The 26,077-nt window shown below is 53.2% G+C and carries 15 protein-coding genes and 1 pseudogene; 12 read left to right on the top strand and 4 right to left on the bottom strand.

What is annotated here, in order from left to right; all coding sequences use genetic code 11:
* Nucleotides 1–10 precede the first annotated feature (10 nt).
* A complete protein-coding gene (locus tag FHS18_RS00430) occupies nucleotides 11–1,576 on the bottom strand; it encodes a response regulator transcription factor (protein ID WP_183595827.1) in 1,566 nt (521 codons plus the stop codon).
* 282 nt (nucleotides 1,577–1,858) lie between these two features.
* Between FHS18_RS00430 and FHS18_RS00425 the strand changes: the two genes are divergently transcribed.
* The 12 genes and pseudogenes from FHS18_RS00425 (at nucleotide 1,859) to FHS18_RS00375 (ending at nucleotide 22,831) form a co-directional block, all read left to right on the top strand.
* Entirely contained in the window at nucleotides 1,859–3,580 is a 1,722-nt protein-coding gene (locus tag FHS18_RS00425) for a sensor histidine kinase (RefSeq protein ID WP_343060337.1), read from the top strand.
* On the top strand, nucleotides 3,568–5,148 hold the full coding sequence (locus FHS18_RS00420) for a response regulator (protein WP_183595825.1): 1,581 nt from the start codon (nucleotides 3,568–3,570) through the stop codon (nucleotides 5,146–5,148). Before FHS18_RS00425 ends, FHS18_RS00420 begins: the two co-directional genes overlap by 13 nt.
* A gap of 111 nt (nucleotides 5,149–5,259) precedes the next feature.
* Nucleotides 5,260–7,077, top strand: a complete 1,818-nt coding sequence (locus FHS18_RS00415) for a sugar-binding protein (protein ID WP_183595823.1) — start codon at nucleotides 5,260–5,262, stop codon at nucleotides 7,075–7,077.
* A 171-nt stretch (nucleotides 7,078–7,248) separates the two neighbouring features.
* Nucleotides 7,249–8,562: an extracellular solute-binding protein gene (locus tag FHS18_RS00410; protein ID WP_183595821.1), complete on the top strand. Its 1,314-nt coding sequence runs from the start codon at nucleotides 7,249–7,251 to the stop codon at nucleotides 8,560–8,562.
* Between the two features lie 68 nt (nucleotides 8,563–8,630).
* Complete coding sequence (locus FHS18_RS00405) at nucleotides 8,631–9,500, top strand: carbohydrate ABC transporter permease (protein ID WP_183595819.1); 870 nt, start codon at nucleotides 8,631–8,633, stop codon at nucleotides 9,498–9,500.
* Nucleotides 9,501–9,569: 69 nt separating this feature from the next.
* Entirely contained in the window at nucleotides 9,570–10,370 is an 801-nt protein-coding gene (locus tag FHS18_RS00400) for a carbohydrate ABC transporter permease (protein WP_343060336.1), read from the top strand.
* Between the two features lie 24 nt (nucleotides 10,371–10,394).
* The gene (locus FHS18_RS00395) at nucleotides 10,395–11,882 is read left to right on the top strand and encodes an alpha-N-arabinofuranosidase (protein WP_183595815.1); all 1,488 of its coding nucleotides are present in this window, start codon (nucleotides 10,395–10,397) and stop codon (nucleotides 11,880–11,882) included.
* Between the two features lie 2 nt (nucleotides 11,883–11,884).
* The gene (locus tag FHS18_RS00390) at nucleotides 11,885–12,169 is read left to right on the top strand and encodes a DUF6171 family protein (protein WP_183595813.1); all 285 of its coding nucleotides are present in this window, start codon (nucleotides 11,885–11,887) and stop codon (nucleotides 12,167–12,169) included.
* 753 nt (nucleotides 12,170–12,922) lie between these two features.
* Nucleotides 12,923–14,479 (top strand): annotated as a pseudogene (locus FHS18_RS35310) (glycoside hydrolase family 43 protein); the annotation flags it as partial.
* A 219-nt stretch (nucleotides 14,480–14,698) separates the two neighbouring features.
* Nucleotides 14,699–16,393 carry a dockerin type I domain-containing protein gene (locus tag FHS18_RS35305; RefSeq protein WP_425497308.1) on the top strand — a complete coding sequence of 565 codons (1,695 nt, stop codon included), beginning with the start codon at nucleotides 14,699–14,701 and terminating at the stop codon, nucleotides 16,391–16,393.
* A gap of 133 nt (nucleotides 16,394–16,526) precedes the next feature.
* A complete protein-coding gene (locus FHS18_RS35075) occupies nucleotides 16,527–19,772 on the top strand; it encodes a family 43 glycosylhydrolase (RefSeq protein WP_183595809.1) in 3,246 nt (1,081 codons plus the stop codon).
* Between the two features lie 221 nt (nucleotides 19,773–19,993).
* On the top strand, nucleotides 19,994–22,831 hold the full coding sequence (locus FHS18_RS00375; RefSeq protein ID WP_183595807.1) for an endo-1,4-beta-xylanase: 2,838 nt from the start codon (nucleotides 19,994–19,996) through the stop codon (nucleotides 22,829–22,831).
* 70 nt (nucleotides 22,832–22,901) lie between these two features.
* Here the strand turns inward: FHS18_RS00375 and FHS18_RS00370 are convergent, their stop codons facing one another.
* From FHS18_RS00370 to FHS18_RS00360, 3 genes are all read right to left on the bottom strand, one after another.
* Nucleotides 22,902–23,690, bottom strand: coding sequence for an alpha/beta hydrolase (locus tag FHS18_RS00370; protein ID WP_343060335.1), 789 nt, complete (start codon nucleotides 23,688–23,690; stop codon nucleotides 22,902–22,904).
* 30 nt (nucleotides 23,691–23,720) lie between these two features.
* Nucleotides 23,721–24,872 carry an alpha/beta hydrolase-fold protein gene (locus FHS18_RS00365; protein ID WP_183595805.1) on the bottom strand — a complete coding sequence of 384 codons (1,152 nt, stop codon included), beginning with the start codon at nucleotides 24,870–24,872 and terminating at the stop codon, nucleotides 23,721–23,723.
* Between the two features lie 128 nt (nucleotides 24,873–25,000).
* A complete protein-coding gene (locus FHS18_RS00360; RefSeq protein ID WP_183595803.1) occupies nucleotides 25,001–26,023 on the bottom strand; it encodes a LacI family DNA-binding transcriptional regulator in 1,023 nt (340 codons plus the stop codon).
* Between the last annotated feature and the right edge of the window lie 54 nt (nucleotides 26,024–26,077).

Genomic DNA, 26,077 nt, shown 5'->3' with positions numbered 1-26,077 from the left:
ACGGACCTCCTTAGGATGGATCGATCATTTTATTGCGATAATCCGACGGCTTCATTTTCTCCAGCTTCTCGAATTGGGTGGCGAAATAATCCGCGTTCTGGAAGCCGACGAGCTCGGCGATTTCGTACATGCGTTTTTTCGTTTGCCGCAGCAGACGTTTCGCTTCCTCGATGCGAAGCGTCAACAGGTATTCATTGAAGTACATCCCGTAATTTTTGCGGAACAGCTGGCCAAGATAGATCGGGTTCATATGGAATTCGGCGGCAATGCCCTTCAGGTAGATGTTTTCCCTGAAATGGCCATCGATATATTTTTTGACTTTTTCAATACTGCCATTGCTTTTTTCCCCGCGCTGCTTGGCGATATATGCTGCGGCTTCCGCGATGAAGTTCGTGAAAACAGACCTTAGTTGGTCCAAATTACGATATTTAGTCTGCCAATTCATGAGTTCTTGCAACCATGCGAGATCCTCTTCGTTGCCTTCCAGCTGCCGAATAATGTTAATCGTGGCAATCATGCTTCGCCTTACGGTATTCGCAACCGCGCCGGGAGTGAAATACCGTTCCTTAAAGGCAAGGAAGATCGCATCGATCGCGCCGTTGTATCCTTCCTTATGATTGGCTTCAACCTCATAGATCAGCTTGCTATGCAGTTCTTCATCGACATCGTAATAATAGAGAGGCTGATCTAACAGCTCCGCCGCCATGAATACGCCATTAAAACCGACGGCAAAACGGTATTTCAAGCATTCGTCGGCGCTGGTGCGGGAGTGAACGATTTTCTTCAATTGATCGACCTTATGACCGGCAAACAAAGCGATTTCCGTCGATAAATGGTCTTCCAAGCACTGATGAAGCTTCATGTAACCCATCCGTTCAGAGCCGTAATGCTCGTCTTGCCACAATGGCGGCACGATAAAGCCATATTGATTGTACGCGCGTACATGGATGAGTAGAGGTTGCCCTTCGAGATGGAAAAATCGCTGGAGCAAACTTTGCAACGGTTGCATATAGTCAATCTCCCTGTGAGGGAGCTTGTCCTGGATTTCTGCAATGACATACGAATAGGAAGAGGTCAGAGGAAGCTCGAGCGTGTGCGCAATTTGCGTCATCACCTGTTCTTCGGGTTCGGCCTGGACCAAGCTTTCGATAATGATCTCGACAAGCGGCTTTTCTCTTGTCATCGATAGAAGTTGTTTCTGATTCAGCGTAGTCGCGATTCTTTTGAGGGTCGCTGCGATCTCCTGTTCATTAACCGGCTTCAGAATATAGTCGGACACATTGTAACGAAAGGCTTGCTGCGCATACGAGAAATCAGGGTACCCGCTCAGTATGATAAATAACGGCTGATGGCCACCTTGTGCAATCACCTGTCGGATTAGTTCCAGACCGTCAAGCACGGGCATTCGGATATCTACGATGACCAGATCCGGGGATCGTTGTTGGATAAGGGTTAACGCCTGTGCTCCGTTCTCCGCTTCGCCGCATATTTCGAATTGCAGCGACGGCCAATCGATTAGATTAATCAAGCCTTTGCGCACAAAAATCTCATCATCGACAATCAGTACCTTATGCATGAGCCTTCCTCCTCGGATTCGGTAAAGGTATTATACTTGGATTCCCTTCATGGAACAATGTTGTTAATCAACTCCTAAGAATCCAAACAGTAGGATGTAAGTTTCCTAGGCTAGTTAGCGGGCATTTAGGTATGGTATATATGATATCTAGCGTTTTATCGATAAAATGGAGGTGCTCCAGTGCTACGAACGGTGAAATACATGAGATCTTCCATTCGCGGCCGGCCGAAAAAATTGGCGCTAAAAATCCCATTTTACTATTTTTTGGTGATCTTGCTTTCGGTGGCTTTCAGCTATGTCGTATTCAACAAAATATCCACGAATTCCGCCCAGAACAAACTTAACGAAGCCTCTTTGCAAACGCTTACCTCCATCCAAACAAACGTGGATTTGATGGTGGGTAACGTGAACAACTATTCCAAGATGATATTTTCGGATGACAACTTGCAGAACTTGCTTAGACAGGGGAATGTGTATGCCGATTTGCAAACCCAGTCCAAAGTCAGTATGTATTTGAATAATCTCATGCAAGCGGTTCCGATCATCGATTCCGTCTACATATTCGATAACTCGGGAAATCGTTTTTCCGTCGGAACCCAGCAATCCCCGACTTTTGCGAGAGCGAACGTCCATGACGCGGAATGGTATTCGCAGGTGGTAGCCGAGAAGGGGAAGTACATTCTGCGATTAAATGGGAGCGGGGCGTTCACCGAAAGCTCCGATAGCAATTTTGTATCCTTTATCCGATTGATTCGGGACATGGACGACACGTCGCCTCTCGGGGTGCTGGTCATCAATATCAAGGGTGAGGCTTTCGTACAGGCGTATGCCAATCTCCCGAATCAAAATGCTCTGCAAATCGCGATTCTGGACGAGAATAACCAGATCATTGCCGCTAATTCGACGGATGATGATCGTTTCGCCCTTATGAAGCAGATCATGGCGTCAGACGAGCAGTTGCTCAATCAAACCTTACTGCAGCAAGCGGCGGGCAACCTTTCCGTGAAGTCCGATTCCCAGACCTATACGGTCTCTTTTCTATCGGAAGGGAGTTTCAACTGGAAGTTCGTGAGCGTAACGCCCCACAATTTATTCCGCACAGTCAATAAATCACTTGTCCTATTAGCGCTTATGCTGCTCATTATCAATGGCGTCGTTTTCTTCGTGACCTCATTCATTATCTCGCGCAGCATTATTCATCCCATTCATCAACTGTTGCGATCCATGAAAAAAGCCCAAAGCGGCAGTCTTCGGAAAGTGCCCGCTGCGACGAGCAGCTACGAATTCGAACAGCTGTTCATTGGCTACAACAACATGATTGAACAAATCGATCAATTGCTGAAGCGGATTATCGAAGAGCAGAAGACGATTCGCAAGGCGGAACTCAATACGCTGCAAGCGCAAATCAAGCCGCATTTTTTATATAATACGCTCGACTCCATTACTTCCTTGGCGATGTCGGGGTTGAACGATCAGGTATGCGACCTGCTGGAAGCGCTGGGCAGCTACTACCGCATGAGCGTCAGCAAAGGACGCGATATCATCACGATCGGCGAAGAGATCGATATGGTGCGCAACTACTTGAAAATCCAAAAAGCACGCTATCAGGATATTTTCGAGGTCGAATACGACGTGGACGAAAGCTGCTGCCCGCACAAAATTCTAAAGCTGGTTTTGCAGCCGTTGGTCGAGAATTCGCTGTATCACGGCATAAGGTCCAAAGGAATGAAGGGGACAATTCGAATCAGCGCGCATCACGCGGACGGGATGTTGAGAATATCGGTTGCCGACGATGGCATAGGCATGTCGGAAGAAGAAGTCGCGCGAATTGTTCGCCCGGAGGGAAAAGGGCAGATCGAGAGCTTTGGCTTGTGGGGGACCTTGGAACGTCTGCGTATCTTTTACGGCGACCGAAGCAGTTTCAAAATCGAAAGCGAACCGGGCAAAGGAACGGTTATCGCTTTATTCATACCGTTGGGAGGGGATACATCATGGACAAGCTGAAGGTTCTGATCGTGGACGACGAATATCTCATCCGGAATTTGATCAAGATGCGCATGGACTGGGAAGGCCGGGGAATGACGATTGTAGGCGAAGCAGCGAGTGCGCATGAAGCGTTAGATCTGGTGGATCAATGGCGACCGGACATTATTTTGACCGATATTTATATGCCCTCGATGAATGGGATCGAATTCAGCGGCATGGTCCTGGCGAAGTATCCGCATATCAAAATCGTGATCGTCACCGGGCATGACGAGTTCGAATACGCACGCAAGAGCATCCAACTCGGGATTTCGGACTTCATCCTAAAGCCTATTCGCGCCGCGGAATTGCTCCAGGTAACGGATAAGCTTAAACGCAAAATCGAAGAAGAGCGTATGCGCGATCATGAGCTGAAGCGACTGAAGGAAGACTTGGAGCGGAATTTTCCGTTTCTGAAGGAAAAATTTCTGATCCAATGGATAACCGGCGCCCTCTCTCTGGAAGAAATTCAGGAAAAGGCGGCTTATTTCGGGTTTCCGCTACACCAAGCGAGCTCGTTTCAAATGGCTGTTATCGAGATTAGCCCGATCTCGGAGACAATGTCCGAGGAACAGCTGCTCTTATTGCAGATGGAAGGCAAGAACAGAGCCAACGCCTTCTTCCAGGACGACTCCGGCGTCTTCATGTTATCGGATGCCCGAAACCACATCGTCGTTATTGCCATGGATCGGGACGCTGATTTCGTAAGCGAGTGCGTACGGCTGCAATCCAATCTCCTCCATTCCTGCCGCTGCGTCGTCAACATTGGGATCGGTCGTACCCATCATAAGGCGCAGGAGATGAGCCTGGGCTATCAGGAGGCAGCCCGTGCGCTTCAGTACAAAACCTTCGTCGGCCACAATCAGGTCGTATGCTTTGAAGACATCGTCGATAACGGTGGGAGTCCGTATCGTTCCAACCCGGAACTTCTCAAGCAATTACAGTTCGATGTCAGCGTCGGATCGTCTGAACGCGCGCTTGGGGTCATGCGCGATATCTTCGATGTCTCGTTCTCCGGCGTTTCTCAATTCCGCATGGCGGCGATGGATATCATCACGGCATGCCAGCATGCGGCGATCGAACAGCAAGTCGAGCATGATTACGCGTTTCATAAGGAGACGCTCGATACGGTACTGACCGCGGATAATCTGCCCGAGTTCAAAACCGCATTAGAGAATTACGTCGGTCAGCTTGCAAGCACCGTCTATGCCAAAAATGAAGCCAAAGAGGGCAACTTGATTAGCCGCATGAAGGCGTATCTGGAGGAGAACATGAGTGATCCCAAGCTGGGCTTGGCCAGCGCCTCTGCAGCATTCTTCGTCAGTCCAGGGCATTTGGGCAGGCTGATGAAAAAGGAAACGGGGCAGACCTTTGTGGAGTATCTGACGAATCTGCGCATGAAAAAGGCCGAGGCCTTGCTGAAAAAGACGGACTTAAGAGGCTACGAGGTGGGGGAAAAGGTAGGAATCACGGATCCCCATTATTTCAGCATTCTCTTCAAGAAGAATATTGGGCGGTCCGTCAACGAATACCGAAACCTGAGAGGATAAAAGGTTGGATGTTCGAATTTTGAAAGCGGATGCACGTATTTTGAATGGAGTAAATGCGGGTTCTTCCCTAAAATTGGAGGTGAATTAACCATTTTACTGAGGAGGTAGAAAATGAAAGCGCTGTTACGACCCGTTGGTATGATGTTAACCGTTGGAGCCTTGATGTTTACGAATGGCCTGGGTTCGTGGTCGGATGTATCTGCAGCACCTGCAGCAACTGTGAAACCGTCGGAGGGACCGGCGAAAGTACCGGTAGACAAGTATGGATTCGACTCCCAAGGCAGGATGGTGGCCTATTTCGGATCGCCCGTGGTTGATGGTACCATCGATCGAGCATGGAGCAGCGCACCGGCGGTTATCCCGAAACACGGTTCAAGCCAGGCCGAGGCTTCAGCTTCTTTTAAGGCTTTATGGGATGAACGCGCGCTATATATTCTTGCGGAAGTCAAGGATAAGAACTTGTCCGTGCAATCCGGAACGCCCTATATGCAGGATTCCGCGGAACTCTTCATGGACGAGAACAATGACAAGACGCAAGAATACGGCGTGGACGACTTTCATTTTCGCGTAAACTATGAAAATGCCCAATCCGTGGACAATGGAGCTGCCGAGCGGATTTATACCTCTGCGAAAAAGGTCGACGGCGGATATGTCATCGAAGCAAGAATCGCGCTCCGGACAAAGCCGGAGAACGGCAAGGTGCTCGGCCTCGAGCTGCAGGTTAATGATGCGAAAGGATCGGAACGGATCGGTACGCTGAATGTTTTCGATTCCACGGGCACCGCATGGAATGATACGAGTAAGTTCGGCAACGTCCTGCTTGCCGGCAAGACCAAGCATGCGGTTAGCGGGCTAAATCCTTATGACCTCATGAATCTCATCACGAGCACGTTGAAGCTTGATTTCTCGCTGTATACCAATGCAAATATCGTTACGGATGCGATTACGAAGGTTGTCGCCGATAACATGATCAACGATGGTACAACCACGCAGGAACAACTCGATAACCAATACGCTGCGATCAAGGAGGCAATCGGTAAGCTGGAAATGACCGAAGAAGCGGCAAACGAGAAGTATTTCAAGGCTGTCCCGGATGAATACCGGCAAGAGAGCGATCAACCGGGTACAATCGAGAGCTTGACGTACAGAGCTCCCAACTTAACGAACGGCATGGATGATAAAAAACTGAATGTCTATCTGCCTAACGGTTATGACGCTTCCGATTCGAATAAGAAATATAATGTTCTCTACCTCATGCACGGCGGCGGAGAGAATGAGAATCTGATCTTCGGCGGACCCGGCCAGAGTAAAGAACTGAAGCGGATTCTGGACAATATGATCGCGAATGGCGATATGGAGCCGATGATTGTGGTAACGCCTACTTTCTATGGCGGAAAGAACGATACCGCATTGTTTCACGAAGAATTAATCGGCAACATCGTTCCGCTCGTGGAGACCAAGTATCATACGTATGCCCAATCCGCGAGTCTGGACGATCTACGAGCATCCCGAGCGCATCGAGCCTTCGGCGGATTCTCGATGGGTTCGGTCACGACGTGGTATACCTTTATCCATGGCCTTGACTACTTCAAGTACTATATGCCATTAAGCGGCGATAGCTGGGTCTTGGGCCAGGCGGCCGGGGGCAGCAAACCAAAGGAAACGGCGGAATACCTCGCCAATGTCGCCCGAAATTCCGGCTATGAGCCGAAGGATTACTATGTGTTCAGCGCTACGGGCAACCTGGATATCGCTTACCCCAACTTGAAGCCTCAAATCGATGCCATGAAGCAATTAACGGATGCCTTCATTTATTCCTCGGATACGAACAAAGGGAATTTCTATTTCATCGTGGGCGATGGCGGCACGCATGCTTGGAATTGGGTGAATCAATATATCTATGACATTTTGCCGGACCTGTTCCAATAGGCAGGTCATCAACGACGCTAGCCTTAACCTCCTGCCTGCAGGGGGTTAGGCTATTCTTTTTTTGTGCGGCGAGATGTTCGAATTTTCAAATCTGATGCGCGTATTTTGAATGGAGTAAAGACAGCTGCCATCTTAAAATAGGTGAAGAAACATGACTAGGGAGGTTCAAAGATGAAAGCGTTATTAAAAAGATCGATGGTGGTTGTGCTGGCTCTCGGCCTTACGGGCAGCTTAGCCGCATGCTCGTCCCCGTCTGAGGGAGAGACGCAAGCAGGGGGGAGCGGCACGATAAAGTTGAAGCTCTGGGATCAGTCTGTCGGCAACACCGATCCGTCATCCAAGTTACTGCCGGAAATCATTGAGAAATGGAACGCCGATCATCCGAACATTCAGGTTGAACGGACGGGTACCACAGGGGAGCAGTATAAGACCAAAATCAAGACCGCACTCGCGGCCAACGAAGCGCCTGACGTCTTTTACGGCATGGGCGGCGGCAGCTTTATGCAGCCTTATATCAAGTCCGATAACGTGCTGGACATCACGAGCTATGTGACGGACGACATTAAGGCAAAGATGGCGCCGGGCATGCTGGAGGGCATAACGACCAACGGGAAAATCTACTCGCTGCCGGTCTATACCCATATCGCGAGTCTTTATGTGAATACCGAACTGTTCCAGAAAGCCGGAGCTAAGATCCCGACGACCTATCAGGAGCTGCTCGATGCGGTATCGAAATTGAAGGAAGCGGGTATTACGCCTGCTCTGATCGGAGAGAAAGACCGTTGGCCGGGCATGTATTGGTATGACCTTATCGCGATGCGCCAGGCAGGCAATGACGCCGTAGTGGAAGCATTCAAAGATCCTTCCAAGTGGAACACGCCCGACTTCGTCGCCGCAGCCGCCAAGATGCAAGAACTGGCAAAGGCCGGCGCCTTCAACAGCAGCATGTTCAGCATGAGCTACGATGAAATGCTCGGTGCTTTCAATGCGGGCAACGGAGCCATGATGGTCCAAGCGAACTGGGTCAATGGCGGGATCGAGGACGAATCTTCCGCCGTTAAAGGCAAAGTTCAAGTCGTTCCTTTCCCGATCTTCGAGGACGGCAAAGGCAAGAGCACCGAAATTTTCGGCGGTGGCCAGGATGGTTTCTATGTGAGCAGCTCCACCAAATATCCCAAAGAAGCCGTTGAATTCCTCACCTATTTGAGCATGGAGCTCGGTACGAAAGGTTTTCAGGCCGGAGCGGGGCTCCCTAGCTGGAATACGGATGGGATTGACACGTCAGGGCTTTCCGAACTTGACCAAGCCGCTGCGGAAATCATGAAAACGGGGAACTCGTTCATTACGTGGTGGGATAATATTCTCCCGGCTGAATCGGCGGATGCGCACAAGAACTTGATCGCAACGCTTCTATCAGGAGATATGTCCCCGGAAGAATTCTGTAAACAGATGGCGCAGTTGAAACCGACGGAACTGGATCTGTGATCCAATCATCATCCGAAATCTGATGTGGTTAGGGCACTCCTAGCCACATCTAGGATAGGAGTAACATTATGAATTCTGTATTCTCGAATAAAACGGCGATTTCCATCTTCGTTCTTCCGACGCTTCTCATTTTTTGCGGGATCGTTCTGGTACCGATCTTCATCTCCAGCTACTATAGCTTGCTCGATTGGAATGGCGTAGGTAAAGGTGCTTTTATCGGCTTCCGAAATTATGTTGAAATGTTCACGGATACCCGGGCATTGCATGCGATGAAAAATTCCCTCTTGTTCGCGGCCGCGTCCGTTTTCATTCAACTTCCAATTTCCCTGGTGTTAGCCCTTGTACTTGCATCCGCAGTCAAGGGAGAAGGGTTTTACCGTACGGTTTATTTTATCCCGGTTCTGATCTCTACCGTCGTTATTGCGCAGCTTTGGTCTAAAATCTACAACGCGGACTATGGTCTTCTGAACACCTTGCTGAAGGACATCGGCCTTTCCGGTTGGGTACAAGACTGGCTGGGGCAGAAGAAGACAGCGCTTATCGCCTCGTTTATTCCAACGTTGTGGCAATATATCGGTTATCATATGCTGCTGATGTACGCAGGCGCGAAGTCGGTTTCGCAGGACATTTTCGAAGCGGCCAAGATTGACGGGGCATCCCGCGTGCGAACGGCCATTGCCATCACGATTCCGCTCATGAGGCCGATCCTCAAAGTCTGTCTTGTTTTCTCCGTCATCGGCGCGTTCAAGGTATTCGATCTGGTATACGTATTAACGGGCGGAGGCCCTCTATTCGCTACGGAAGTGCCAAGCACGCTGATGTACACGACCATATTCGATACGTACAGATACGGTTACGGGAGTGCATTGTCCGTCTTTATTATTCTGGAATGCCTCGTGTTTACGGTCGTCATCAATACATTTTTCAAAACCGAGTAGGGGGTGAGCAAAGTGAATGCTGCCGAAGCTGCTTTGCCAAGAAGGCCTAGGTCCGCGGGGAAAATCATCGTGCAAGCGTTTTTGATCGTGATCGCGATCACGCAGATCTACCCGCTCGTCTGGCTGGCCTTTTTCTCTTTGAAAGACAATAGCGAGATTTTTAGCGGCGATGTGCTGGGACTCCCCAAGAAGTTCCTGTGGAGCAATTACGCCAAGGCATTTACGGAAGGCCATGTGCTGACCTATTTTTTCAATAGCGTCTTCGTGACCGCGGTAACCATTCTCCTCGTTGTGGTGCTTGCCTCGATGACGGGCTACGCGATCACGCGCATGAACTGGAAATGGAACAATTTGACGATGATGCTCATCCTGCTCGGGATGATGGTCCCGATTCACGCGGCTTTGCTGCCGTTGTTCATGGTACTGAAGAATTTGAAAATGTTGAATACCTATTGGGCCTTGATTATCCCTTATGTCGCTTTTGCGATTCCGATGGCGGTATTCATCCTGGCCAGCTTCTTCAAAGGGATCCCCCGCGAGATGGAAGAATCCGCGGTCATTGACGGCTGCGGAATCTACAGAACCTTCCTGTTCATCGTATTCCCGCTTGTTCGTCCCGCGGTGGCGACGGTGTCCATCTTTACCTTCCTCTCTTCTTGGAATGAACTGATGTTCGCGGTGACATTCATTAATGAAACGTCATTCCAGACGCTAACGGTCGGGATGATGTCCATGGTAGGCACCTATATTACGCAATGGGGAATTATCGGCGCAGGGCTCATGATCACGACCATTCCGACCATCATCATCTATTTGCTGCTCAGCAAACAGGTACAAAATAGCATGATCGCAGGCGCCGTCAAAGGATAAGAACGCAATAAGGGGAGATATAGAATGAATACGACAATCACGGTCAATACCGATTTACCGGCAGGTAAGATCAGCCGGCATATTTACGGGCATTTCGCCGAGCATCTCGGCCGATGTATTTACGAAGGCATCTGGGTCGGAGAAGATTCACCCATTCCGAACACGCGGGGTATTCGCAACGACGTCCTGGAAGCGCTGCGCAACCTCTCCATTCCGGTGCTCCGGTGGCCGGGCGGCTGCTTCGCCGACGAGTATCATTGGAAGGACGGCGTGGGCCCAAGGGAACAGCGCAAGCGCATGGTCAACACGCACTGGGGCGGCGTCGTCGAGAATAACCACTTCGGCACCCATGAATTTTTCGATCTGTGCGAGCTGCTCGGCACGGAGCCGTATATTTGCGGCAACGTGGGCAGCGGCTCGATCCAGGAAATGCAGGAGTGGGTCGAGTACATGACCTTCGACGGCGAGTCGCCGATGGCGAACTGGCGGAAGGCGAACGGCCGCGAGAAGCCATGGAAGCTGAAGTATTTCGGCGTCGGCAATGAGAATTGGGGCTGCGGGGGCAACATGCGGGCCGAATATTACGCCGACGAGTACCGCAGGTACCAAACTTACGTACGCAATTACGGCGATAACCGGCTGTATAAAATCGCGGGCGGAGCGAACACCGACGACTACCATTGGACGGAGACGCTGATGCAGCAGGCCGGACCCCTTATGGACGGTTTAAGCCTGCACTATTACACCGTTCCTGGCGGATTCGAGCTCAAGCGACCGGCTCTTGGCTTCGACGAAGCGGAGTGGTTCGAGACGATGCAGCAAGCGCTTCGCATGGACGAGCTGATCGCGCGCCACTCCACGGTCATGGACAAGTATGATCCGAACAAGCGGGTCGGTTTGATCGTGGACGAGTGGGGGACCTGGTTCCGGGTAGAGCCGGGGACGAACCCTGGCTTCCTCTACCAGCAGAATTCGCTGCGGGACGCGCTCGTGGCGGGGCTTCATTTTCACGTGTTCCAGCGGCACTGCGACCGCGTACATATGGCGAACATCGCGCAGACGGTCAACGTGTTGCAGGCGATGATCTTGACCGAGGGCGTGAATATGCTGCTGACGCCGACCTATCACGTCTTCGAGATGTTCAAGGTACACCAGGACGCGGAAGCGCTGGCCCTTCATCTCGAGACCGGCGAATACCGCGTGGGAGACGAAACGATTCCTCAGGTCAGCGTATCCGCGTCGAAACGGGCCGACGGCACGATCGATATCAGCTTGTGCAACGTCGACCCTAAGGGTGAAGCGCCGGTGGCGCTGCGTCTGCGCGGATTAAAGGACATCCCGCAGGTGAGCGGCCGCGTGCTGGCGCATGCGGACATGAGCGCGCACAACACGTTCGAGCAGCCGGAGACGGTAGTTCCGCAGCCGTTCGACGGGGTGACGGACATTAGCCTGGAAGGTCTGTCCGTGACGCTAGCGCCAATGTCGATTACGGTACTCACGCTGCGCTTCTGATCATGCGGACGAACGACGGCTGCAAGGGATGCTCGGCGGACGTGCGGGTGACGCGCGGGCAGATCGCCCGCATGCTCGCCTCCATGGAGGGCAAAGATTTCGTCTTTGTCAGCGAAGAGGCGTATATGGCCCGGCTCGATACGTGCCGGGCTTGCCTGTCGCTGGCGTATGAGACAACATGCATGCACTGCGGATGCCTGGTCGAAGTGCGCGGGAAACTTGCCGAGAAGGACTGCCCGCATCCAGACGGTACGAAATGGAGCATCTCGGGCATCACGACGGAATGATCCCAATCATCGCCCCTTATCAAGCAGCAGTAGAGGACCCGCGCCAGCATAGGATGCGGGTCTTTTTATTGTGCCTGTGCAGTAGGAAAGAGCAGACATAGACCGGTCCCTACAATAAAATTGCACTATTTTTGGTTCGATGTGTACTTTTTTGTTTGAGGGCAAACAGGTCGGATAACGAACGCCGAAGCAGGTCATTCATGGGGAGATTCTAACCATTCCACGAATAGTAGCAGTTCGGCCAAAGCATTGCTTTTAAAGGTAAACGATGGTTTGCAGATGTAAAAACATGAACCTTGTAACGAATGCGCGAAGAGCAACATAATGAAAATATGAACCGTGATTTTCTGAAAATGCTGCTAAAAACCATTCGAAATCCCCCATGAGCCAGGCCGAAAACCACCCTTCAAAACAAGCAAAATAATCAACTTTTTAACGAAGAAAACACATCGAAAACGCGTAAACATTCGATTATGCTAGTTCTCAACCGCTCCTAAAGTTAATTTGTTAGCGGTTACAAATTAACGTGAACAGGTCCTGTTCGATCTTTAATGCAGTTATGGCGAAAGCGGATTGAGGGGCACGGGCGTGCGTAACGCGATCAAGAATGGCAGCGCTTACAGTATGGCGATGAAGGGAGGTGACAATGTTCCGAGCTATTCAAGATATCGTGTAAAAAGGTCTTATAAGTAACTTAAATCCATTGACGCAAAAAAGTGGAGGGTATACGAAATGAAAACATGGAAAAAGCTGATGGCCGTCACGATGGCTGCAACATTAACGGTCTTATCCAGTCCCATCGCTGCGGTACAAACCTATGCTGCGGAAGCCGCAGCCATCACGCCTGCTATCGCGAAGACGCCCGAGAGAGGCAACCCGCTCATCTCGCACAAGTTCGGCGCGGATCCGTCCGCGATGGTCTATAACGGCAGAGTGTATATCTACATGACCAATGACATTCTGGAGTACAATGCCGACGGGACCGTCAAGGATAATACGTACGGCAGAATCAATAAGATTACCGTTATTTCGTCGGCCGATATGGTGAACTGGACGGATCATGGCGAGATCCCCGTAGCCGGATCCCAAGGCGCGGCCAAATGGGCCAATAACTCCTGGGCGCCAGCAGCTGCGCATAAGACGATCGATGGCAAGGAGAAATTCTTCCTCTATTTCGCGGACAGCGCGAACGGGATCGGCGTACTTACGGCGGACAGCCCGATCGGCCCGTTCACGGACCCGATCGGCAAGCCCCTCGTCAGCAGAAGCACGCCGGGCGCGAGCGATGTGACATGGCTGTTCGACCCTGCGGTGCTCGTGGACGATGACGGAAGCGGGTACTTGTACTTTGGCGGCGGCGTTCCGGCAGGCAAGGAATCCGATCCGGGAACCGCACGCGTCGCCAAGCTCGGCGCGGATATGATCAGCCTCGACCTGACGGCTAGCAACGGCGTCGTGAAACCGATCAATCCGCCGTGGCTCTTCGAGGACTCCGGCATCAACAAGTACAACGGCAAGTACTACTACTCCTATTGCACGAATTTCTCGGGCAGTCATCCGGCGGATATTCCTACGGGAACGATTGCTTACATGGTAAGCGACAATCCGATGGGGCCGTTTACTTATGTCAAAACGATCCTACCGAACCCTGCCGCATTCTTCGGCGTGGGCGGTAACAATCACCATGCGATGTTCGAATTCAATGATCAGTGGTATATCACCTATCATGCGCAGACGCTGGCCAAGGCGATGGCCGAGAGCGGGACGTACCCGCAAATGGGGGGCCAGCCCCACGGCTATCGTAACGCGCACGTCAATAAGGTAAGCTTCGATGCCAACGGCGTCATTCAGAATATTACCGGCGATTATACAGGTGTTCCTCAGGTGAACAACGTCGACCCTTATACAAGAGTCGAAGCGGAAACCATCGGTTGGAACGGCGGCATCGCTACGGAAAGCACGACCGAGCCAGGCGGTATGGTCGACAGCATTAACCTAAGCGTCAGCAGCATCCAAGATGGTGACTGGACGGCCGTATCCAATGTTGATTTCGGCACGGCCGGCGCCGGTACATTCACGGCCAATGTAGCAAGCGGCTCTATTGGCAGTAGAATCGAACTGCGTCTGGACAGCGCCGACGGCCCGTTGGTCGGGACGCTTCCGGTTGCTAACACAGGCGGCGAGACGGACTACCAGTCCAAGACGACAAGCGTATCCGGCGCGTCAGGCATCCACGATCTATACATGGTCTACCGGGGAGCCTCCGCAGGGAATCTGTTCAAGATCGATCATTGGCAGTTCGGGCAGAAGAGAGAAGCGCACGAGCTCGTTGCAATCAACGCCTCGATCGATAAACAGAAAATCGATATTGTATCCGGCACCAACCAGGCTTCGATCCAAGCAACCGCCGTATATGCCGACGGCACAAGCGAGGATGTGACGGCTCAGGCCGTCGTAACCCCTGCGCAAAGCGGCATCGTAAGCGTGAATAACGGAATCGTGACCGGCGTTGGCTATGGATCGACTAGCATGAATGTCAGCTATGGCGGCAAGAGCGATACCCTTCATTTGCTGGTCAAGGATTTGAACAGCGAGCTTACCGTCAAGAAAATTACCGTCGACAATGCTTCGTTCGCGCTTGAGGCCGGTCGAACCGCAGCCTTCAAAGTAACGGCGGAATATATGGATGGGCATACAGAGGATGTCACGAAGACAGCGACTTACACCAATGCAAATCCTGAGGTTGCCGACGTGGCGAACGGGACCATTACGGCCAAAGCTAGCGGAACGGCGCAAGTGACGGTTCGTTACAAGGGGACATTAGGCGAAGCCGTAACCGCGCAACTATCGGTAACGGTCAATACGCCTTCCATCGTGGCGATCGAGGCGGAAACGGCAGCGGAGAACACGGAGAACGCCTATGTATCGGGCACGATCAACGGTCATACATGGTCGCTGGTTGACGGGCAGTCTACCAAAGCGATGCTGTTCGGGCCGGATACGGGCTTCGCCATGTCCGGAACAGATGCGGCGACGCTCGCTTCCGGATCCAAGCTGGGCTACAAAATCAACGTTCCGGCAGCAGGCACGTACAATGTGTGGATTCTGGCCAAGAGCGTGGACTATAATTCGGACTCCATCCACGTCGGGCTGGACAATCAATACAAATTTACCGCCAATGGCATCGAAGGCGTCAGCGGGGGTCAGTTCAAATGGGTCAACCTCAGCAACGGAGGCTCGGCTGTGGTCGGGGGCGCGGCATTGACTATTCCTGCCGGCGTGCACGAATTGAACTTCTGGGGCAGGGAAGACGGTTTGACGATTGACCGCATCTATCTGACGACGAGCAATTCGGCAGCCGATCCGGTCTGGCCGCCGGTGCAGCAGCCGGGACCGACGGCTTCCCTCTCGGCAGCGGCAAGCGTGAAACCTGGCGCAAGCTTTGCCGTGTCCGTTAAGCTGGACCATATGATACAAAATGTATATGCCGAGGATATCACGTTGTCCTATGATCCCGACAAATTCGAATACGTAAGCGCGGAAGGCGCGAACGACAACATTCAGGTCGTGGGCGAAGATACGAAGACGGCAGGGCAAGTCAGACTCATTGCCGCCAATATCGGCAGCGTATCCGGTACCAGCACGCCGGTGTTGAATGTCACGTTCAAGGTGAAAGACGGGGTTCACGATACGACGGGAACGATCGCGGCTACCCAAGCTTTGCTTGGCGTGACGGCGGCAGGAACCGAGATCGAAGCTGCTCTGGGCAGCGCGAGCATCGCGGTAGGCAGCGTGGAAGTGGTTGTCGATAAGACGGCATTGACCACGGCGATCACGAATGCGCAAAGCCTCTATGACGCGGCAGTCGTGGGCACGCAGCCGGGTCAATACCCGCAAGCGGCCAAAGATGCTCTGGGAGCAGCGATTGAAGCAGCTAAGGCTGTCAAAGACAAGGCAAACGCGACGCAGTCCGAAGTCGACAACGCGGTAACCGCACTGGGCAGCGCAGTGGATACCTTCAAGGCAGCGGTCGTGAAACCAGCTTCCGCGGACCTGAACCAAGACGGACGCTATTCCGTAGGCGACCTTGCGATGGTTGCGTCCCATTATGGCAAGGATTCCGGCAGCGCGGATTGGACAACGGCCAAGGCAGCGGACATGAACAATGACGGCAAGATCGATATCGTGGATCTGGCGTACGTCGCAACGAAGATTCTCCAATAACGCATGACTTAGGCTTGACGCTTATCATTTCATCCGTTCAACCAAGTGAGTCACTTTAGCGCAAAGCATGTTCCACCGATGGGAGACGCTGGTCTCCCATCTTTCATTCCTGCGTGAGGAGGAAATCGAATCGATGCTTACAAGAAGAATAGCGCTGATCCTGCTTGCTTTTGCGTTCATGCTAAGTTATCTGCCAGTCGGAACGACTTATGCAGAGGAAACGACGGCCAAGAATCCGATCCTATGGGCGGACGTACCGGATGTTTCCGTCATACGGGTCAATGATGCCTATTACATGACCAGTACGACGATGCACATGAATCCGGGCGTTCCGGTCATGAAGTCCAAGGATCTCGTCAATTGGGAGATCGTCAATTATGTTTACGATATTCTCGCCGATGGCGATAAGCAGACGATGTCCAACGGGCAGAACATCTACGGGCAAGGCTCTTGGGCGAGCAGCATCCGATACCACGACGGCAAATTCTATGTCGTCTTCGCCTCCAACGATATCGGGAAAACGTTCATCTTCCAAACCGCCGACATCGAGAATGGACCGTGGGAGAAGCATGAGCTTGCCGGCGGGGTTTATCATGACATGTCGCTGCTGTTCGACGATGACGGACGCGTCTATATGGTGTATGGCAATGGAACGATCAAGGTCATTGAACTGACGGCAGATGCCACGGCAATCAAACCAGGCGGCATGAATAAGACGATTATTCAAAATGCGAGCGCTCCCGGAGGGTCCGGCGGCCTTGGCGCCGAGGGCTCGCACATCTATAAAATCAACGGAAAATACTACATCTTCAATATCTCGTGGCCGGCAGGCGGGATCCGCACGGAGCTCGTGCATCGGGCGGACCGTATCGATGGCAACTACGAAGGAAAGGTTGCGCTAAGGTCGGGAAGCAACTCGAACGGTGCCGGCGTGGCGCAAGGGGGCATCGTTCAAACCCCGGACGGCAAATGGTACGGCATGCTGTTCCAAGATTACGGATCCGTCGGACGAATCCCATACATCGTGCCGATGACATGGAGCGAGGACGGGTGGCCTGTATTCGGAGATGTCAACGATACCGGCATCCCTGCCGAACTGTCGAAATCTTGGGTGTCATCGGATAACTTCGACCAGCGCGAAGAGAAAATCCATGCGTACCATACGGTGACCGCAAGCGGAGAGAACGACGACAACGGCTCCAATCTTGCGCCGGTATGGCAGTGGAATCACAATCCGGACAATCGATACTGGTCGCTGACCGATCGCCCAGGTTACTTGCGGCTGACAACCGGCAGAACGAGCAGCGGCATTCTCGATGCCCGCAACACGCTGACGCAAAGAACGTTCGGACCGGAAAGCACGGGGACGATCTCGATCGATGTCAGTCAGATGAAAGACGGGGATTATGCCGGAATTGCCGCGTTCCAGGCCAATTACGGTTTTGTCGGCGTTAAGATGTCCGGCACGGCAAAATCGATCGTTATGGCACAAGGCAGTGCAAGTTCCGTTACGGAAGCTGCGAATGTGCCGCTCTCGCAAGATATCGTGTATCTCAGGGTTGAGAATGATTTCAAGAACCGGACGGATAAGGCGTACTTCTATTATAGTCTGGACGGAAGGCGTTGGGCTTCGATCGGAAGCACGCTTCAGATGTCGTATACGCTTCCGCATTTTATGGGTTATCGCTTCGCCTTGTTCAATTACGCAACCAAGACGACGGGCGGTTACGTTGACTTCGATCATTTCGTCATCGGCGAACAGCTGGAAGGGTCGAACTTCGATACGAATCTGAAGCAGCTCCAAGTGGGCGGCGTTCAAGTGAGCGGGTTCAGTCCGAGTATCTACAGTTATGCGATCGATGTGCCCGCAGGATCTGCACCGCCTCAAGTGACCGCCGTTCCCAACGATCCTGATGCGAGTGTTACGATCACGCAAGCAGCAGGAGTCCCGGGTAAGGCCGAGGTGGAAGTCAGCAGGGAAGGCCTGCAGACATCGGTCTACACCATCCAATTCGATACGCCTTCGATGGTGGCGATCGAAGCCGAGACCGCAGCGGAGAACACGGAGAACGCCTATGTATCGGGCACGATCAACGGCCATACGTGGTCGCTGGTTGACGGCCAGTCTACCAAAGCGATGCTCTTCGGGCCGGATACGGGCTTCGCCATGTCGGGCACGGATGCGGCGACGCTTGCTTCGGGCTCCAAGCTGGGCTACCGAATCAACGTTCCGGCAGCAGGCACGTACAAGGTGTGGATTTTGGCCAAGAGCGTGGATTATAATTCGGACTCCATCCACGTCGGGCTGGACAATCAATACAAATTTACCGCCAATGGCATCGAAGGCGTCAGCGGAGGTCAGTTCAAATGGGTTAATCTCAGTAGCGGCGGCGCGGCCGTGGTCGGCGGCGCGGCATTGACTATCCCTGCCGGCGTGCATGAACTGAACTTCTGGGGCAGAGAAGACGGACTCATCATCGATCGCATCTATCTGACGACGAGCAATTCGGCAGCGGATCCGATCTGGCCGCCGGTGCAGGAGCAAGGACCGACGGCTTCCCTCTCGGCAGCGGCAAGCGTGAAACCTGGCGCAAGCTTTGCCGTGTCCGTTAAGCTGGACCATATGATACAAAATGTATACGCCGAGGATATCACGTTGTCCTATGATGCCGACAAATTCGAATACGTAAGTGCGGCAGGCGCGAACGACAACATTCAAGTCGTGGGCGAAGATACGAAGACGGCAGGGCAAGTCAGACTCATTGCAGCCAACATTGGCAGTGTATCCGGCGCCAGCACGCCGGTGCTGAATGTCACGTTCAAGGTGAAAGACGGGGTTCACGATACGACGGGAACGATCGCGGCTACCCAAGCCTTGCTTGGCGTGACGGCGGCAGGAACCGAGATTGAAGCTGCTCTTGGCAGCGCAAGCATCGCGGTAAGCAGCGTGGAAGTGGTTGTCGACAAGACGGCATTGAACGATGCGATCACGAATGCGCAAATCCTCTATGATGCGGCAGTCGTGGGCATGCAGCCGGGTCAATACCCGCAAGCGGCCAGAGATGCGCTTGAAGCAGCGATTGCTGCGGCCAAAGCCGTCAAAGACAAGGCAAACGCGACGCAGTCCGAAGTCGACAATGCGGTAACTGTGCTGATCCAAGCCGCAGATACCTTCAAAGCAGCGGTCGTGAAACCAGCTTCCGCGGACTTGAACCAAGACGGACGCTATTCCGTAGGCGACCTTGCGATGGTTGCGTCCCATTATGGCAAGGATTCCGGCAGCGCGGATTGGGCAACGGCCAAGGCAGCGGACATGAACAATGACGGCAAGATCGATATCGTGGATCTGGCGTACGTGGCAACGAAGATTCTGGGATAATGAACAAGGCAAGCCAGTCATAGCAGGGGGACGAATGTCCCCCATTTGTCACAAAAGTGGAAGTTTATCAGGTATTGAACTGAAAAGCGACAGGTTGTTCATTATTGGCTGGGAATTTATGCTTTTTATACGCGACACAGCCGTTCGTTGACCTCGGGCAATCAAGGGGTGTAAGCGTTTTAAACGGTTGTGCGCAACTTGAATAAGGGGGAACGCATGAAATGAGGAGAAGGTTCAAGCAAGCTGTCTCGCAATTGCTCGCTGCATCGTTGCTTATTCCTGCCGTGTGGCTTGCGCCGACAGCCGAAGCTGCAGCTTCGGCTTCCAGCGACGCCGTCGTCACCGCGGTTGCAGGTGAAGAAGAGGGGACTCGAAACCCGGCACTGCCTTTTAGCACCGTTACGTTCGAGGATCAGACGACAGGCGGTTTTGCCGGACGCGCGGGCACGGAGACGCTGACCGTCACCAACGAAGCCAATCATACGGACGGTGGTTCCTACGCGCTGAAGGTGGAGGGCCGAACGCAGACATGGAATGGTCCTGCGCTGCGAGTGGAACCGTACGTCGATAAGGGTTATGAATACACCATATCGGCCTGGGTCAAGCTGATCTCCCCGGCAAGTTCGGAGATCCAGCTGTCCACCCAGGTCGGTCAAGGCGACGGCGCCGGCTATAACAGCCTGCAAGCCCAAACGATCAGCACCGATGACGGGTGGGTATTATACGAAGGTTCCTTCCGTTACAACAGCGTCGGCGACGAGTTCTTGACCATCTATGTGGAAAGCCCGAATAACGCGACGGCTTCCTTCTATATCGACGATATTAGCTTTGAACGCGGTTCCGGCCCCGTCTCCATTCAGAAGGATCTGGCTCCGATTAAGGACGTGTATCAGGATGACTTCTTAATCGGCAACGTGGCATCGACTTCGGATCTGGGCGGCGTTAGGCTCGATTTGCTCAAGCATCATCATAACGTCATTACGGCGGAGAACGCGATGAAGCCGGATGCGACGCAGCCGACGAAGGGGAACTTCACCTGGTCGGATAACCTGGTCGACGGGGCGCTGGCGCAAGGACTAAGCGTGCATGGGCACGTGCTCGTGTGGCATCAGCAGACGCCTGCCTGGATGAATACGTCGGACGGCGTTCCGCTCGGGCGCGAGGAAGCGCTTGGCAATTTGCGGACGCATATCAAGACGGTTGTAGAGCATTACGGCGACCGGGTGATCTCTTGGGACGTCGTCAATGAAGCGATGAACGATAACCCGTCCAATCCGTCGAATTGGAAAGCCGCTTTGCGCAAATCCGCTTGGTACAACGCCATCGGGGAGGATTACGTCGAGCAGGCTTTCCTGGCGGCCCGAGAGGTGTTGGACGCGCATCCGGAATGGGATATCAAGCTGTATTACAACGATTATAACGACGATAACCAGAACAAAGCGCAAGCGATCTACAGCATGGTGAAAGAACTGAACGACAAATACGCGCAGACCCATCCCGGCAAGCTGCTGGTCGACGGCATCGGCATGCAGGCGCACTATAGCGTCAATACGAACCCGAACAACGTGAAGCTGTCCTTGGAGAAATTTATCTCCCTGGGCGTAGAAGTAAGCGTCACCGAGCTGGATATTCAAGCTGGCAGCGACTCGCAACTGACCGAGAAGCAAGCCATTGCCCAAGGGTATCTGTACGCGCAGTTATTCCAGCTCTACCAGGAGCATGCGGATCATATCGCGCGCGTGACCTTCTGGGGCTTGAACGATGCGACGAGCTGGAGATCGGAGAGCAACCCGCTGCTGTTCGATAAAGATCTGCAAGCCAAGCCCGCTTATTACGGCGTAGTCGATCCCGATAAATTCATCGAGGAACATCCGCCGACATCGTCTAGCGCCAACCAAGGAACAGCAACCTATGCTACGCCTGTCGTTGACGGTACCGTCGATGCCGCGTGGAGCCAAGCGCCAGCCATGGCGGTGAACCGCTATCAGACGGCTTGGCAAGGGGCGTCTGGCACGGCTCGAGCGCTATGGGACGATCAGAACCTGTACGTCCTGATCCAGGTGAATGATGCGCAGTTGGATAAGACCAACGCGAATGCATGGGAACAAGATTCTATCGAGATCTTCCTGGATCAGAATAACGCCAAGGTTTCGTCCTATCAGGACGATGACGGGCAGTACCGCGTGAACTTCGACAACGAAACTTCGTTCAATCCGGAGAGCCAAGAGGATGGATTCGCCTCGGCAGTCCATAAGTCCGCCACGGGTTACACGGTTGAGGCGCAAATTCCGCTGGATGCCATCACGGCTGAGAACGGCAAGAAGCTCGGCTTTGACGTTCAGATCAATGACGCCAAGGACGGCATCCGCCAAAGCGTTGCGGCGTGGAACGATACGACCGGCACGGGATATATGGACCCTTCCACATTCGGGGTACTGACATTGTCCGGCAAGGCTGACCAATCCGCTTCACCGGTCGCTTCTTTGCAAGGCAAGACGCAAGTGAATACGGGAGACACATTGGAATTGACGTACGGATTAAAGGACGTGCAGGAGGGCAATGGCATCCTGGCGCAAGACCTGATCTTCACCTATGATCCGGCGAAGCTTCAATTCATTGCCGCCGAATCGCTTCAGCAGGGTACCCAGGTGATCGCGGTGGACTCCGATACTCCGGGGGAGGTTCGCGTGCTGATGGCCAGCGAAGGGCCTGACCATGCGATAACAGCTGATGGAGACTTGCTGAAAATAAAATGGAAAGCGATTGATACGGCATCGAGTACCAGTATCGAGCTCCCGCAAGGACATCTGGCAAACGCTGACGGCGAAGAGGTGTCGCTTGCAGCAGCCGAGCATACGCTCCGAATCGTAAGCAAGTCTTCCGGCGACTTGAACGAAGACGGAAGATACTCCATCGGAGATCTCGCCATGGCCGCCGCCGCATACGGCAAGAAGGCAGCCGATCCGGACTGGAACACGTTCAAGCAGATGGATCTGAACAATGACGGCGTGATCGATATTATCGATCTTTCGGCGATCGCAAGTTTGATCCTGCAATAACGAGCAACCCCCGTCGCTTATCTGACGGGGGTATTTTAGCCGCAATATAATTAGCCGATTCGCTTTGCCTCTATTGGAAAATCCGTTGCGCGAATTGATATAACCCGCTCTTCCAGACGGTCCAGTCATGCCCGCCCGATTCTTCCAGCCATAAGTGGGGAACATGGCGCTCGACTAGAAACGCAAGGGTCCTCTCGCTAACGTAATAGAGATCATCTGCCTTCCCGCACGAAAGCCATAGGAGCTTGATGCGCTCCGAGGCTTCATCGACATGGGGAATCAGCTCGGCTGGCGCAAGCGTGTTCGGAGCGGGGGAGAAAGCGCCAACCCAGGCGAACCGTTCCAGATGGCGAAGGCCAATGTTCAGCGATTGGCCGCCGCCCATGGAAAGTCCGGCGATCGCGCGGTTCTCTCTATCGGTCAATACGGGGTAACGGGTCTCGATATAGGGGATAAGATCATGCAGCAAATCCTGCTCGAACGTCGTGAAGGCGGCAATCTTGTCCGGTGCGAAGAGATCCCCTTCCGCGCGGTCATTCACCATGGCCCGGCCATTCGGGAACACCACAATGCATTCGGCAATTTGCTTGTTCGCATGCAGATTATCGAGAATGGCTTGCGGGCGCCCGTGGTTAAACCATTCGTATTCATCTCCGCCAATTCCGTGCAGCAGATACAGAACGGGATACGAGTTGTCCTTCGAGAAGCCAGGCGGCGTATACACCAGCGCATGGCGCTTCGTACCGACGGTCTTCGAGTCATAGGTAATCACGTCAATTGCGCCATTCGTTCGATGCAGTTGATCCAGATCGAATCCGGCGGGCGCCGGCGCGATGGGATCAAGCGGTACTTTTTTCACGATAAGACCTCCTAAGTTGGGTACTCCGCGCTAGGTCCGGAACACGCGCTGCAAGAACGCATGCACGCTTCTGCGCCACACATGCCAGTCGTGCCCGCCGGGGCAGGTATACAAGACGCTTCTGATGCCGCGATCCGTCAGCTCCCGATGCTCGCGTACGATCGGATCATAGCCATGTTCCTGTTCGCCCATGCCCAAGAACAACAGCTTGACTGCGTCATTGAACGCTTCGGGATGCTCGAATAGCTTGCGGTGATCGTACTCGCTGCTGGATTTGCAGGCCAGGCTTCCGCTGAAAAGGCCGATCCAAGCGAAATCCTCGATATGCTTGAATGTCGTGAGGAGCGTCTGGAAAGCGCCCATCGATAAGCCGGCCATCGCGCGGTGTAACCGGTCGGTCTTGACGCGGAAGCGATTCTCGATGAACGGGATGCAATCCTCCATTAGAACGGCGTCGAAATTTCCCGGGAGGAATTGGCTCATCTCCTCATCCAGGAACGCATAGCCGCTATTCATGACGACGACCATCTCTTCGCATTGCCCTGCAGCGATCAGATTATCGAGGATATAATGGATTTTGCCTTGCCATAGCCAGCCGGTCTCATTCTCGCCTCCCCCATGCTGCAAATAGAGGACGGGATAGGTATGCTCTAACTGCTGGTCATAGCCAGGCGGCGTGTAGACCCAACAATTGCGTGTCCGCCCCGTAACGGAGGATTCATAGAGCTCCATTCGGATCGAGCCGTGCGGGACAGGCTGCAGAAGGTAGAAATCGTTCTCCGAATCGGGAATTTCATAGTAATTGATCGGTTGGAAGCTGCCGTACCCGTAAGGCGACAATGGATTCGTGACCATAATGCCGTTCACGTAATAGTGATGATAATGGAATCCGGCCGGAATACCCGAGAGAGTAACCGTCCAGTACCCGTCGCCGCAAGGGCGTAGATCGCAGCGAGGCCCGCCCATATGCGCCACTTGAACGGATTCGGCATTCGGAGCCAGAAAATAAAAGACGACATCGCCGTTCGCAAGCACGGTCACCCCAGGTTTCTCTTCAATATAGGGCACCTTGTTGAGTTCGGCATCGACCTGCGACCAATCCACCTTACGCAGAACGGGATCGAAGAATAAAGCGTGGGAATGGAGAGATTGATTTCGGTGCAGCTCATGTACGGGTTGCATAGAATGATCGTTCCTCCTTTACTAAAACGTTTTAGCAAGACTAACATAGCGAAACGATCCTATTTTTGTCAATAAAAAATGCTGCCCTAAAGAAAGGACAGCAGTGAGGCAACGCCATATGAAGATCTTCATTCTAATCCAGCAGGAGGGATGCAACTCTCTCGGAATACGAACGGTGTCTCGAAGCGCTCCGCATGAGGGGAGCGCATCTGGCCTTTGATCGTCTTCATCAGCACATCGATACAGGAACTCGCCATCGCTTCGACGGGGAGAATGAGGGAAGAGAGCGAAGGAAGCGTGAACCGCTCGTGCTCGCTGTCCCCATAGGTAATGATCTCAAGATCATCCGGAATGCGAATGCCGGCACGATGTAAGACAGGCAATGCGCCGACGGCCATGATCCCGTTCGGGAAGAATAGTGCTGTTGGACGATCGCGTACCGTGACCAGATGCTCGGCAGCGATCTGGCCCCCATGCATGGACATCGGCACCTGATAGATACAGGCTTCAGGCAGTTCCATGCCATGTTCGCGTGCGCCGTGTATGAATCCGTTCTTGCGGTGGTTGATGGAGCTTGTCCGCACGTCGGGGGCAATCATGCCGACGAGCTTATGCCCTTTGGCGGCAAACAAGGCAGCGGCCTTGCGGCCGGCCTCCTCATCATCCACGTACACGGAGCTGTAGCTCGTCAGCCTTCGGTTAAACACGACGACAGGCGATTTCATCGGGTTCTCCTCCAGGAACTGAATGTCTGCGTCGGATACCCCCGTCAAGATCACGCCGTTATACAACTCGCTGGCGGACAGCAGATTGGACTGATGCAGCTCCGATTGGCGGTAAGGCTGCACCGTCACTTCGAATTCGTGTCTGTCCAACAAACTATTCTGAATGCCGATGAAGAAACGGCCTAACAATTCGCTCGGGAAATCGGAAGCCCAATACACCGCAATCGTGGGCAGGTTCTCATTGCCGGCTCTCCGCAATCGCCTTGCGGCGGTATTCGGCCGGTAATCCAGCTGCCGCGCGGCTTGCACGATTTTCTCCTCGGTTTCGGGGGATATGCGCAAATCCCGGGCGCGCCCGTTCAACACGAGCGACACCGTGCCGACGGAGACGCCGGCTAACTCCGCAATATCTTTAAGACCTGCCATGATAACCACAACCATTCCTATTTACTCTGTCCGATCATTATAGCACGGCGCATC

The organism is Paenibacillus phyllosphaerae (assembly GCF_014192105.1).
GTDB classification, from domain to species: domain Bacteria; phylum Bacillota; class Bacilli; order Paenibacillales; family Paenibacillaceae; genus Paenibacillus_Z; species Paenibacillus_Z phyllosphaerae.
This window is presented reverse-complemented; position numbering and strand designations above follow the sequence as displayed.